The sequence below is a fragment of the Neptuniibacter sp. SY11_33 genome (assembly GCF_047778025.1).
Lineage (GTDB): Bacteria > Pseudomonadota > Gammaproteobacteria > Pseudomonadales > Balneatricaceae > Neptuniibacter.
Window position 1 is genome coordinate 1,008,486 of record NZ_CP180543.1, and the last position, 12,938, is coordinate 1,021,423.

Below are 12,938 nucleotides of genomic sequence, written 5' to 3' on the forward strand. Positions count from 1 at the left end.
TTTCTTACTAAACTATTTTTTACGAAGAAGCGGGAATACTTGCTGCTTTACCCAGCCCTCAGGCACATAGTCCCCAACCACACCGTAATCCTGCGGCCACTCTTTTTGACCTTTTACCGCTGTCCCGAATAGATAATCGATAAAGGCAAAGTGTGCTGCGTAGTTTCGATCAATCGCTGCTTTATCTGAAGAGTGGTGCCAGTGGTGGAACTGCGGTGTCACGATAATGTACTTTAGCCAACCCACGTTGATTTGGGCATTGGTGTGATTCAGTACCGCTTGGAAGCCAACAATAATGATGTAGGCATCCAATACGCTTTTATCAAAACCCAGTACAAAGATCGGTGCTAACACGAAGCAGCGGGTCGCAATCAGTTCACCGATATGTTGACGAGAGCCAGCCAGCCAATCCATAGTTTTGGCACTGTGGTGGATTGCGTGGAAGCGCCAGAAGAAAGGTACTTCGTGGTAAACACGATGCAGTGCATATTGAACCAGATCGGCGACCAACAGCACTAAGAACAGTTGCACATACCAGTTGATACCTTGGATCAGTTCTTGTGATCCGCGCTCTACTGCCCAACCAAATGCACCGGATACAAACTGATTCGCGACCAGTAACACAAAGCCGACGATTAGGTGGTTTACAAAAAAGTGGTGTAGATCGGTTTGCCATTCGGGGCGTAGAATCGCCTGTTTGCGATGGGGGATGATCTTCTCGATAAAGATAAAGATCAGGGTGGAGCCTAGTAGATCGAGAATAAACCAGTCCAAACCTATGTAAGGTGTATCGGTTGGGATATCACCCACTTCTACTCGATGACCGCCCAGCGCGATCGCAATCACAATCAAGACCCACGCCAGAAGCCCTGCGCGTTTATTGGTATTACGCACAAAGTTAAGCAGGCCTAAACTACCTGAGATGATTAGCGATACAAACATCACTGTGCGTAGAACGTTCGCGTCATAAGCGGCGCGTAGCTCGGGTGTTGTTAAATACTCAGGGAAGTGAAAGGCGCAGACGCCGAGTAGTGAGAGTAGGGCAAGCGTAACGGCGATATAGCCACTGATGCGGCCTTCGCCAAAACGTAGTTCGCCGCCTTCTAAGCGTTTGAGTAACATCCGTTGTCCTTACGGTGGTCCAATTTAAAGTGCTGCGATTATATACAAGGCAAGCGTTATTCACATCTTGCCCTGCAACATAAGCATTTAGAGGGACTCTATTGTTTTAGCCAAAACAGCGCAGCACTCATTAATCTCCTTTTTAGTTAGATTCAACGCGGGCATAAACCTGAGGGTGCGTGCATTCGGGGCGTTCAGCAGTAGGCCAAGCTTTCTAGCCTTATCCACAAGCTCAGATGCCGATAGCTCAGCGGTATCTAATGCGATCAGAAGGCCTTTACCTCTCACTGAGCCTAGTGAGTATTGCTGAGAAAGCTCTGTGAGTTTTTGGCTGAGTAGCTGGCCCATCTGTTCAACATTTGCGAGAAAGCCTTGTTCCAGTACTTTATTCACAACCGCTTGCGAGACGGAGCACATGAGCGGGTTGCCGTTATAGGTGCCGCCCTGATCGCCGTATTCAAAACAACTGTGCTCGGCTTTGGTGAGCAGCGCTGAAATCGGTACACCACCGCCTAAACCTTTACCTAAGGTCATGATGTCCGGTTGGATATCTAAACCTTGGTATGCGAAGAGATTGCCGGTTCTACCTATACCGGTTTGTACCTCATCGATGATCAGCAGTAGGTTGTGCTTTTTGCACAGGGCTTCTAAGCCTTTAACAAAATCGCTATCAGCAGGGATTACGCCTGCTTCACCTTGAACCAGCTCTAGCATGATTGCGACTGTATGTTGATCGATTACCGCTTCGGTTGCGGCTAAATCGTTGTAGGGCGCTTTGTTAAAACCGCTCACTTTAGGTTCGAACAATGGCGCAAAGGTCGCTTTACCGGTAGCGGACATAGTCGCTAAGGTTCTGCCATGAAAGCTCTGTTCAAAGGTGATGATCTTAAAAGCACCTTGTTTGTGAATCTGCCCCCATTTTCTTGCTAGCTTAATAGCGCCTTCATTGGCTTCGGCGCCGCTATTGGCGAAGAAAACCTGATCAAAATCTGAGTTGGAACAAAGGGTCTTAGCCAGCTCGATCATTGGTTTATTGTAGAAGCCAGGGCCGGGATTAATCAGTTGTTGTGATTGTTCTATGAGTGCTTGCTGGATGAGATCGGGACTGTGACCGAGAGTATTCACCGCCCAACCTTGCACCATATCCAGATATTGTTTGCCGTTCTGATCAAACAGGTAATGTCCTTTGCCCTGGGTAAAGCAGAGTTCTGGCCTTGGTGCGATCGGCATTACAAAGTCTTTATCGGTCAGTGGGTTGTTAACGGACGAGTCTTGAGCGCTTAATTGTGTGGGAGCTACCCCAGTTAAATGGGTCATTTTTAGATCCTTGAGAGAATTTAGAGCAAAAAAAAGCCGCAGGGGTTACCTGCGGCTTTTTGGGAATTTGGAACGCTTATTAGTTATTTGCGTCGTCGAGATCCAACACCCAAAGAGGCACAGGCAATCGATACGCGGCGTCGCAACGTATTTGTCGTAAGAGTCTGTGTGCTAGGTGTGGTTTTCATAGTGGCTGAGTATGTCAGCCACTTTAGGTTGTGGTCAAGAGGACTAGCTTGAATGGATTCTAGCAGACCAATAGATTCGGCAGGATCGAGTGATATTGATCCGCTGAATTGATCAAGGATTTAGCGGTAAGTGCTTCTACACCATAAACCTCGGTAGTGACGCCATAACGTTTTTTGATGTGTGCGAGTAGGAGATCAAAGTCGCCATCGCCTGAAAGTAAAATCACTTTATCCACATCAGGTGCGGTATCCATCACATCGATTGTAATGCCTACATCCCAATCGCCTTTGGCCGAGCCGTCTTTACGTTGGATATAAGGTTTTAGTTTTACATCAAAGCCAATATGACGCAGGGCATCCTGAAACTTCTTCTGGCCGTCATCTTTGCGTTCAATCGCATAAGCGTAGGCGTGAACAATCTCTCCCTGTTTGCTGATCTCTTGCCAGAATTTACGGTAGTTAAACGGGCAGCCGAACGCCTGGCGGGTGGTGTAATAGATGTTCTGTACGTCTACAAAAATAGCAATGCGAGACACAATAGAGCCTTTGTTCTGATTCAAGAAAGAGCACTATATCAGACTCGTGTTTAGATATGCTGCTGCAAGCCGCGGAAAAGCTGGAAAAAAGCCCGAGTCTGCACTATCGTTGCAAGAGTTAGTAAAAAAGGTTTTACTGGTTGTTACTGATTGATTATTCGGAGTTTTTTAATGTCTGCTTCAGACGCTGCTAGCCCACAACAAACGAATAGAAAAAAGATCGATTTATCGATTATTTTTGCGATCTGCGGCGCACTATTTTCGCTGCTGATTTTTCTATTTATGTTCAAGCAGGAGCGTGATGCGTCCATTCAACAGTTTCAGGTTGAGATGACCCAAGGGGCAGCATCGTTCCAGCAATCATTAACTCAGAATACATACTCTCTAGAAACCTTGCAGGCCGTTTATCAGTTAGATCAGACGGTCGACCAAGCACGACTTCAGCAAACGATTAATAGTTTGTTTAGTCGTCATACCGCTTTGAAAGGGATGGCTATCGAAAATGGTGAAATCTCGCTTCGTATAGCTGACTCTACTACCGATTTTATTTTTAACCGTTCTGAAGTTTCTGAGGCGTTAATTGGCCTTTCCTCAGAACGGGTAAAGACGCTGACAATCGAGCAAGAAACCTACGCATTGGTTTCAGCTCAAGCTGACAATGCCGAACTGGCAGGTATTATCTCGCTTAACTCTGTGTTGCAGCAGAGCCAACTTCAAGAGGCATTAGGTGAAGTTCAATTTACCCTGACAGATGCGAACAAGCAGGTGATCCTCGCGCACGATCACACTTCACTTGCCCTAGATGCGATGCTTTCTAGTTCTGTTCAGTTACTAGATCAGAAATGGAATTTAGATATTACTGCCACTGAAGAGCGTATTGCTGCAGGTATGAGTTTTACCCCTGCACTGTTTTTGATGACTGGCCTACTGCTTTCTTTCTTGGTGGCTTCTTACCTAAAACGTGTCGGCCGTCATGTTAAAACGCTACGTACTGAGCAAGCTAATTTGACTGAACAGATCGCAGAAACAAGTTGGTCTGATCCTCTAACAGGCTTGGTCAACAAACTGCATTTTGATGAAGCTTTGGATGTTGAATGTCGCCGCGCGGTACGTGAGTTCTCGCCACTCACCATGATGCTATTGAAGATTGATAGCTTTAAAGAATTCAGTGATGAATATGGTGTTGAGGCAGCGCAGGTGATGCTTCAAGAAGTCTCTAGTGTGCTTAAAAATTCTGTTGGTCGTCCGGGCGATATGATTGCACGTATCGATGATCATCTTTTCGCCTTTATCCTACCTTCCACTAATGAGTTGGTTATCCAGCTAGCTGAACGTTGCTGCGAAACGATTTACGACCATGCTATTCCTCATCAAGCATCACCGGTTGATAAGGTTGTTACCCTAAGTATTGGTGTAGCGACGATGCAACCGTCTCGCTTGCTTACCCCTGAATACCTGTTGGAACTTGCTAAACAGCAGCTTCAAGAAGCTGAAGCGAAAGGCGGTAACCAGTTCCATGCGTTTGTGGATGGTTTAAAAGAGCCCCCATTAACTTATAACGTATAGGTCGATAGGCCTGATGCGAAATATCGGGCCGGTCAGTCGTCGATGGCTGGCAGAGATCGAAATCTACACCTTAGCTGATCTAGAACAAGTCGGGCCAATAGCTACTTATAAGATGATTAGCGCTATGCGTGGCGGTAAGGTCAGTATCAATCTGTTGTGGGCGCTGGTTGGTGCCTTAGAGGATTTTGATTGCCGTGATCTCTCGCCTGAACGAAAAGATGAACTTCGTAAACTTCTAAAAGACTCGTAAAGCTCATTGGTAACAGACCCACCTAGCTGAAAGGGATTGATTGATGACTGCTCTAACAACCTTGTACTCTCGATTGCTTAACGATGCACAGGCACAACAGCATCGTCGATTACTGGTGGTGAGTGGTAATCAAGAGTGGTGTTACGAACAAGCAAGAGAACTGCGTTGTGAAGCTGAATGGTTGTGGGTCAGTGATCACTCGCCGGTGAAAGCGCAGTCTGTGCGTGCCACTCAATGTCATCAGTTATTAGGCCAGTCGCTCTCAGCGGTGATCTTTGATGCCTGGTCCGGTTTTAATCCCAATGCCTTTGGTCAGATCTCCGGTACTTTAAGCGGCGGTGGAGTGATGGTTTTACTCTGCCCCGATCTAGATCATTGGGCCGAGTTTGATGATCCCGAACATCAAAGCTTAGTCGCGCACCCTTATTGCTCTTCCGATGCTGGTCGTCGATTTATCTCGCGTCTAGCGATGATCTTAGAAGATGATGCCTATACGCTGGTGTGTCGAGAGGGGCAAGCGCTCGCAGGTGTTGAAGCCGAGCTGCCAAGCTCCGCAGCATTGGCGGATCAGCCAGATGATAATGTGGTGTTGCCGAGTAAAACCAAAGATCAGCAACAAGCTGTGGAATTGATCCTATCTCAGTTTCGTCGTGGTCGACGTCCAGCAGTGATTACGGCGGATAGAGGTCGTGGTAAGTCTGTTGCTTTAGGTATCGCAGCGGCACAGTTATCAGGCTTAGATTTCGAAGATATCTTAGTAACCGCACCTGAACAGTCATCGGTTGATGAAGTCTTTAGCATGGCCCATCAATTACTGCCTGATTATGACTATCAACTGGGTAAATTGTGTCATTCAGATCATTGCATCCGTTACGTGCCCCCAGAGCAAGCGTTGCAAGAACAAGGCGAAGGGCAAGTGCTACTGGTGGATGAAGCCGCAGCGATTCCGGTACCTGTATTAAGTAAGTTACTGCAGCGTTTCCCTCGTATTGCTTTTGCTTCCACTATTCATGGTTACGAAGGCACTGGGCAGGGTTTTGCGGTTCGTTTTAAGCAAGTACTAGAAAAGCATGCGCCCAATGCAAAATCGCTTCATCTGAATCAGCCGATCCGTTGGGCTAGCAATGACCCGCTGGAACAACTGACCTTTAATCTGCTGTTACTCAATGCCGAACCTGCTGCGGCAGAAGATCTCAAACGTACATGTCAGTCTATCTCAGACTGTCAGATAGAGAAGTTGGATCGTGATCAGCTTGCGGAAGATTATCAGACCTTAACCCAGCTATTTGGTTTGTTAGTGTTGGCTCACTATCGTACATCGCCTGGTGATTTAAGGGTGCTTTTAGATAGCCCTAATTTACATATCTGGCTAATGAAGGTCGATGGCCAAGTAGCTGGTGCTGCGTTGGTGGCCGAGGAAGGTCCTCTGCCTGAGGAATTAGTCGATGATATCTGGTCGGGTAAACGTCGTCCTCGTGGCCATCTGTTACCGCAAACGCTGGTTGGACAAGAAGGTGCAAAGGACGCCGCTTTACTTAAGGCGGGTCGGATTATGCGTATAGCGATTCATCCAGCCCTACAGCATAAAGGTTTAGGTAGAGCACTGTTATCCTCTGTATCTGACAGTGCGAAGTCTGCAGGTTGGGATTACTTAGGTGCTAGTTTTGCAGCCAGTGCAGAGCTGATTAGTTTTTGGCAGCACTGTGGTTTTGATACCGTACGCATGGGGTCTACTCGTGACAGTGTCAGTGGTTGCCACGCAGCATTAGTTTTATCACCTTTAACTGAGCAGGGGCAGAGCCTAGAGAAACAACTGAGGCAGCGCTTTATTGAGCAACTTAATTATCGCTTGAGTGATGACTTGGTTGATCTCGACCTGTCTGTGGTGTGCCGTTTGTTGCAACATGGTGGCTATCTTCCAGAGTTAACCCCTCACGACCAATCTGATCTGGTCGCGTTTGCTGAGCATAACCGAAATTATGAAGGTTGTGCTTTTGCTATCCATAAGCTGCTATTACAGTTTTTGGATCAGGTGGAAGATAAGCAACTTGAAATGTTGCTCGAAAATGAAGAATTTACCCTGCTTATCGAGCGTAACTTACAGCAAAAAAGCTGGGAACAGTTGGAAGTCAAAGGGCAGGGGCGTAAGCAGATGATGCGCCAGCTTAAATCGATTACGGCGTTGTTGTTAGATAAGCTTTCATAACGAACTTAGGCGCGGGTTAGCGCCTAAGTGTGAGGGTGTTTCCTTTCTGAATGATCTCTAGGTATTTCATAAAGCTCATCCCGAGTAAGACAGTTTCGCCGTCCATGTGTGGATTAATATGCCCGCGGACGTTTTGCATGCTAATCCCACCAAGGGTGACGGTATTTAGCTCAGTGTTATATACATCAATCACGCCATTTGCGGTATCTACCTGACGCTTTAACCCTGGTCTAAGACCAATGCGGTCGGCCACTTCTTGCGGCACGCTGATATTGGTCGCGCCGGTATCCAAGAGAAAGATAACCGGTTGGCCGTTGATCTCTCCTGGTGCAACGTAGTGTCCCGCTCTGTTTTGCTGCAGTACCACTTCGTTACTGCCGCTGGTGACGAGATTACGGTTGGGATTGTATTTGTCGTTAACCTGCTCTTCAAAGAACAGCCACAACATCCCTAAAAACAGGACCCATGCGACTGCCCACATTCCTTGGCCAATACGTTTTGGTGTGTGTTGAGATTCCATCCAGCCCCACAAAAATTAATCGATGTTAATTTATTGTAAGGAACTCGCTTGCAGAATAGAACCTCGATTAATTCAATCCTTAATTAGTGCATTAACTCAGTTGCTGTAGATGGTCTCGAGTTAGTTGGATCTGTTGATCAATCGCTTGGGTCAGATGGCTAAAGTAAACTCGTGGTTCGATCTTGATCTCTTCGGGTTCAAGTATCTCCTGGGTGACTAGTCGGTCGATATCGCGAATGGCAGGATCACATAGCTCATTATCGCGCATGTTCACCAAAAGGTACTGCAACTGCACTCTTACCGCTGCAGGGCAGTGGCCTAAGTTAGCTGCTTTGTTACCCAAGCCGCGTAAGCGCGCAAGAGATTCTGCAAAGTGAGGGCGGCGAAGTAAGTTTTGCCATAGCTCTTCGCCGTTATGATCATTATTGCTAGCGGTTAGCGAGCAGATATCTGCGATAACGGTGAGTTCGTGGAGCAGTTTTTCGATCAGTTCACAGTGTTCCATAAAGCTGCCAGCTGGCTCCGCTTCAATCTGCTTCCACTTAGTAAACTGCAGGTTAACTCGCTTCACATTGCCGCCGTAGCCTTTATCAAGTAGAGGCCGCCATAGGTAGTTGATCTCATTACTTAGCTGGCGCTGCTGTGATTGGTTAGTGCTATCCAAATTTGCGCAGATACCGCGGTGGCGCTGCAGGCTTTGGATGAGGTTTAGTAGTGAACTTAGTTGTTCAATTCCGCGGAGAGTTTTCTCACGGCGCTTTTTACGTAATCTACGGCGGTTATACCAACTGGCTAAGCCAATCAGAACGAAAAGAAACAGTACAAGGCTAATCTCTATCATGATGTCACCTCCTTATTGGCTGCTTTAAGCGCGAGGGCTTCTAGATAGCCGGTAAGCTCTGTTAGGGAATGTGCTTGTTCGCTGTGGTGCTGAAGAATGTTGCCTATATCGGTAAGTTTCTCGCTCAACTCGTTACTAGCAGACGCATGCTCGTCGATGGAGAAGTTAACCTCCTGAATAAGTTCAAGGCTGCGTTCGCTACCAGATTCGATTTGCTGAAGAAGGTTGTGCATCTCTTCACAAGTTTGTGAACCCGTTTGTAATTCCTGTTCGCTGCGGTTCATGCTTTCGGTGACTTCATTCACACGTGTAAGCATGGAGTTAACCAGCAGGGTAATGTCTCCAGTCGCTTTTTCAGTATTACCGGCTAACTGGCGTACTTCATCTGCTACAACTGCGAAGCCTCGTCCTGCTTCACCTGCACGTGCTGCCTCGATCGCTGCATTCAGTGCCAATAAGTTGGTTTGTGCTGCAACTTCTTCGATTGTACTAACGAAAGATTGAATCGCTTCAGCTTCTTCAGATAGCTGGGAAATTTTGGTGCAGGTATCAGTAAACTGATTTCGAACACCGCTAATCGCTTGGCTTAAATCAGAGGCTTGATGAGTCCCTTTATTGCATAAGGTCTGCGAGTCTTCGGCACTGTTTTGAGTGTTATGCACATGATCTCTAATCAGCTGTACGGTTTGGCTCATCTCTTCTGACGCACTGGCAACCGTTAAGAGCTGATTTTGCTGTTCTGATGCGGCATGAGCCGTGTGCTTAGCTAAGTTCTCTAACTCATGGGTAGAGAACTTCATCTCGTTGCACAGCTGATCGGTTAAGGTATTCAGCTCTTCATAGTCACGGGCAAAACCATACAGGTTTTGTGCAGCGTCTCTAAGTGGTTTGTCTGAACTGGTATGTCGTGTACGGAACTGCATTTGCTTTTGCGAGAATGCTTCTATCACTAGAGACAGGTTATGCCAGCGACGTTGGCTCAGCAGAATATAGCTGAGCTGGAAGTAGCCCAGTGGGATCAATAACCACAATGCTTCTATATAACCGTTTACCAAGATGGCTATTGTGAGTAACCAACCCAACAACAGTAATATGCCTGAAGTGAGTAACGAACTGCGGCTCAAAACACTGTAGCCAAATGTTAGTAGCAGCATCTTAGTGCTCCCCATAAAAATCTATTATCTGTAGATTTAGCAAAACTTAAGCCAGATGTTTGATGGGGATACTCTAATGCCCGGTATTGTTGCGTTAGAGAGAGATGGCTAATTTTAAAACGCACGGATTTAATACATCTTTGTGCACTGCGATAGTGCGGAGGCTTTATTCTGGAGCGTTATCTTTTAATCGAAATTGTGTAAAAGAGTTTTATTTTCTATCGGCTAAAGTTGCTATAGCGATGTAGAATAACTGTCATAATTGGGCTTTATGCTAAAAGAAAAGAGAGGGTTTATGCACATTTGGGTTGATGCCGATGCCTGTCCCAAGGTAATCAAAGAGATTTTGTTTCGGGCTGCCGAACGTAAACAGGTGCCTGTAACGCTGGTGGCAAATCAATTCTTAAGTACACCGCCTTCACCACTCATTAATGCTGTGCAAGTTCCGCAGGGCTTTGATGTAGCGGACAATCATATCGTGGCCAAAATGGAAGAGGGGGATCTGGTGGTAACGCAAGATATCCCATTGGCTTCAGAAGTGATTGATAACAAGGGTGTGGCTATAAATCCTCGCGGCGAACTTTATACACCGGAAAATATTCGTCAGCGGTTATCTATGCGAGATTTTATGGAAACCCTGCGAAGCTCGGGTGTAGAGACTGGTGGACCGTCTGCTTTTAGTCAGGCTGATCGCCAAGCGTTTGCGAATTCTCTGGACCGTTTTTTAGCAAAAAACCTTAAAAAGTAATTTTTTTGTGCACTGCACAAAAAAAGTTCTTGACTAAAAAACGTACAAGATTTATCTTTGCTGTAAATGGATTGCTGCACCGCAGCAACGGAAACTTTTGGAGACAAAATTATGTACGCTGCTAATAACCCTTTCGCTGATTTCATGAAGCCAGAACTACTATCTAACGAAATCGCTGAGCTATTCAAACCAGTTCAGTCTCTAGTAGACGTTAACACTAAAACTGTTGAAACTTTGGTTGCTCTTCAGAAAGCATACGTTGAAGAACTAGCTAACGCTTCTGTTGAACAGTTCAAAACTCTATGCGAGTGCAAAGACCCTAAAGCTGCTCTTGATCTTCAGGTTCAGTTCTACAAGTCTGTTGAAGCTAAAACTGCTGAAACTGCTGAGAAAAGTGTTGCAGCAATGACAATTGCTAAAGATGCTTACGTTTCTACTGTTGAAGAGTCTGCTAAAAAAGCGACTGAAATGGCTGAAGAAACTGCTAAAAAAGTTGCTGATCTTAAAGTAGCTTAATTTCAGTTTCATACTGAATAATAAAAAGCCGATGTAGAGAAGGGCATCGGCTTTTTTGTGTCTGCTATTTAGTGTTTTAAATTAAACCTCAATCACGACATCTGTTTCTGGTGTACAGCTACACGCTAGAACCACACCTCGAGCTTTCTCATCTTCAGATAACGGAATTTCCGACTGGCGATGCGCTTGACCTGACACTAAGGTCACTTTACATGCGCCACATACACCCGCACGACAGCCAGAAGGAATCATGATTCCTTGATCTTCAGCTTGCTCTAGCAATGTCGTTTGGCTATCACCGGCAAATGAAACCTCGCCAAAGGTTAGCTGAACACTGTGCTTTTCTGCTTCTGGATCAACACCCGGAGGTGCACCAAAGCTCTCTTCAAACCACTGTTGCTCCGCTAATCCTAGTTGACGGCAGTAGGTTTTAGCATGATCCATAAAGCCTTCAGGGCCGCAACACATCACAGTACGTTCTGGCAGATCTGGAATTAGCTCAATGAGCTGTTGGCGGCTAATACGGCCTTTAATGCCTTGCCAATCATCATCCGGTTGGCTCAAGCTGAAGATGATCTTTAGGTTAGGGTTTTGGCGCTCTAGCCAAAGTAGCTCGTCTTCGCAGATGAGATCTGCTTCAGTTCTGGCTTGGTGATAAAACACTATATCGCGTTGGCTATTTCGATCGGTTAGTTCGCGAGCAATCGAAAGCATAGGCGTAATACCGCTACCGGCAGATAACAACAATAGCGGTTTGTTACCTGTATTGCCTTCGTGGAACTCACCTTGTGGAGCGAGGGCAGGTAATTTATCCCCAACCTGTAAATTATCATGCAGCCAATTGGAGGCGATGCCATCGGTCACACGCTTAACCGTGATTGAGATATCAGCGCCGCGGGAAGGTGAAGAGGATACTGTATAACAGCGGGTGACTGTCTCACCGTTGATCGGCAACATTAAGGTTAGAAACTGACCTGCGATATAATCTGTCGATAGGCCCTGAGGTACTGCAAAGCGGAAGGTCACAACATCACGTGTTTCATCAATGCGGCGGATGCATTCTAAATCGATTTGTTGAGTTGCGGCCCACGTTTCTTGGTTTTTATAGTCGTTTGTATCTCTTATTACCGGCGCATTATCGGGGTATTGAGCAGGCTGTTTAACCTCTAATACCTCAACTGTATCACCTTGCTTAATCTGGCCTTCGTTAAGAGGTACAAGGTTTTGGCCAAAATAAACTTCGTTATCCTCTCCTTTACGGTAGTTAGCCAAGGTTTTAATTGGCTCACCTGCAGGTACGGGTTGTCCAGTTTTTGGATCGATAGTCGTTAGTACGCAACGAGAGCAATCTTTAACAATCTCAAATTCTACTTCACCAATTCGGATGCGCTTCCAGCTATCTTCTGCAAAAGCTTCACATCCTTGTACAACAAGGTTGGTACGGAAGTGATCCATATTCACTTGTGTGGAAGCGCGGCTATTGAGATCAGCCAATGAAGCTTCAGAGATCACAAGTAGAGGATAACCATCGGCAAAAGCGACAGGCTTATCGGGTCTGCGAGAGGTTACTCGCTCTGATTGTTCGCCAAAATAAAGAAGCTGGCATTCACGGCCCAGTTTCTCACTGAACCATTCATCTAGCCATTCACCACAATGTTGAGCGTTGATCTCGGTTCCCCAAACACGTACCTGACGGTAGTTTTGGAAAAAGTCCGGGTAGCGCAAGCTTAAGTGATCGCCATCAGGCGCTATCACCTCTACACCATCTTCCCGTAAAACCGTTTCGAAAAGCAGCATCGATGGCACTTGGCGAGCAGACAATAACTCGCCTTCTGGATCGCTCAACATAAAGCGTCGGTCAAAAGACAGTCCGCTCTCCGTTACAAAAGCATCCGATAAACTGATACCGCCTAATGATTTTATGGGGAAAGTATTAATACCACTGAGTTTAATATCTGACACGTCGTCGGCCCT

General features: G+C 46.3%; 12 protein-coding genes. 5 read left to right on the forward strand and 7 right to left on the reverse strand.

Features of this window, described 5'->3' with window-relative positions; translation table 11 throughout:
* Positions 1–12 precede the first annotated feature (12 nt).
* The 3 genes from ACMXYV_RS04480 to ACMXYV_RS04490 all read right to left on the reverse strand — a co-directional run bounded on the left by ACMXYV_RS04480 (position 13) and on the right by ACMXYV_RS04490 (position 3,163).
* Entirely contained in the window at positions 13–1,122 is a 1,110-nt protein-coding gene (locus ACMXYV_RS04480; RefSeq protein WP_415890573.1) for a sterol desaturase family protein, read from the reverse strand.
* A gap of 87 nt (positions 1,123–1,209) precedes the next feature.
* Entirely contained in the window at positions 1,210–2,439 is a 1,230-nt protein-coding gene (locus tag ACMXYV_RS04485; RefSeq protein ID WP_415890574.1) for an acetylornithine transaminase, read from the reverse strand.
* A 247-nt stretch (positions 2,440–2,686) separates the two neighbouring features.
* Positions 2,687–3,163 (reverse strand): NYN domain-containing protein, encoded by a 477-nt coding sequence (locus ACMXYV_RS04490; protein WP_415891422.1) that lies wholly within the window; start codon positions 3,161–3,163, stop codon positions 2,687–2,689.
* Positions 3,164–3,334: 171 nt separating this feature from the next.
* Between ACMXYV_RS04490 and ACMXYV_RS04495 the strand changes: the two genes are divergently transcribed.
* From ACMXYV_RS04495 to ACMXYV_RS04505, 3 genes are read left to right on the forward strand one after another with little or no spacing between them, the layout of a single operon-like run.
* Complete coding sequence (locus ACMXYV_RS04495) at positions 3,335–4,729, forward strand: GGDEF domain-containing protein (protein ID WP_415890575.1); 1,395 nt, start codon at positions 3,335–3,337, stop codon at positions 4,727–4,729.
* Between the two features lie 13 nt (positions 4,730–4,742).
* A complete protein-coding gene (locus ACMXYV_RS04500; protein ID WP_415890576.1) occupies positions 4,743–4,979 on the forward strand; it encodes a TfoX/Sxy family DNA transformation protein in 237 nt (78 codons plus the stop codon).
* A gap of 43 nt (positions 4,980–5,022) precedes the next feature.
* Positions 5,023–7,185 carry a tRNA(Met) cytidine acetyltransferase TmcA gene (locus ACMXYV_RS04505; protein WP_415890577.1) on the forward strand — a complete coding sequence of 721 codons (2,163 nt, stop codon included), beginning with the start codon at positions 5,023–5,025 and terminating at the stop codon, positions 7,183–7,185.
* 16 nt (positions 7,186–7,201) lie between these two features.
* Here the strand turns inward: ACMXYV_RS04505 and ACMXYV_RS04510 are convergent, their stop codons facing one another.
* The 3 genes from ACMXYV_RS04510 to ACMXYV_RS04520 all read right to left on the reverse strand — a co-directional run bounded on the left by ACMXYV_RS04510 (position 7,202) and on the right by ACMXYV_RS04520 (position 9,700).
* Complete coding sequence (locus ACMXYV_RS04510; RefSeq protein ID WP_415883815.1) at positions 7,202–7,705, reverse strand: TIGR02281 family clan AA aspartic protease; 504 nt, start codon at positions 7,703–7,705, stop codon at positions 7,202–7,204.
* A 91-nt stretch (positions 7,706–7,796) separates the two neighbouring features.
* A complete protein-coding gene (locus ACMXYV_RS04515) occupies positions 7,797–8,546 on the reverse strand; it encodes a hypothetical protein (protein ID WP_415890578.1) in 750 nt (249 codons plus the stop codon).
* Positions 8,543–9,700, reverse strand: coding sequence for a methyl-accepting chemotaxis protein (locus tag ACMXYV_RS04520; protein ID WP_415890579.1), 1,158 nt, complete (start codon positions 9,698–9,700; stop codon positions 8,543–8,545). The genes ACMXYV_RS04515 and ACMXYV_RS04520 overlap by 4 nt, the downstream gene beginning before the upstream one ends.
* Before the next feature lie 295 nt (positions 9,701–9,995).
* Between ACMXYV_RS04520 and ACMXYV_RS04525 the strand changes: the two genes are divergently transcribed.
* Positions 9,996–10,448 (forward strand): YaiI/YqxD family protein, encoded by a 453-nt coding sequence (locus ACMXYV_RS04525; RefSeq protein ID WP_415883818.1) that lies wholly within the window; start codon positions 9,996–9,998, stop codon positions 10,446–10,448.
* 111 nt (positions 10,449–10,559) lie between these two features.
* A complete protein-coding gene (locus tag ACMXYV_RS04530) occupies positions 10,560–10,964 on the forward strand; it encodes a phasin family protein (protein WP_415890580.1) in 405 nt (134 codons plus the stop codon).
* Positions 10,965–11,045: 81 nt separating this feature from the next.
* Here the strand turns inward: ACMXYV_RS04530 and ACMXYV_RS04535 are convergent, their stop codons facing one another.
* Positions 11,046–12,926: an MOSC N-terminal beta barrel domain-containing protein gene (locus tag ACMXYV_RS04535; RefSeq protein ID WP_415890581.1), complete on the reverse strand. Its 1,881-nt coding sequence runs from the start codon at positions 12,924–12,926 to the stop codon at positions 11,046–11,048.
* Positions 12,927–12,938: the final 12 nt, after the last annotated feature.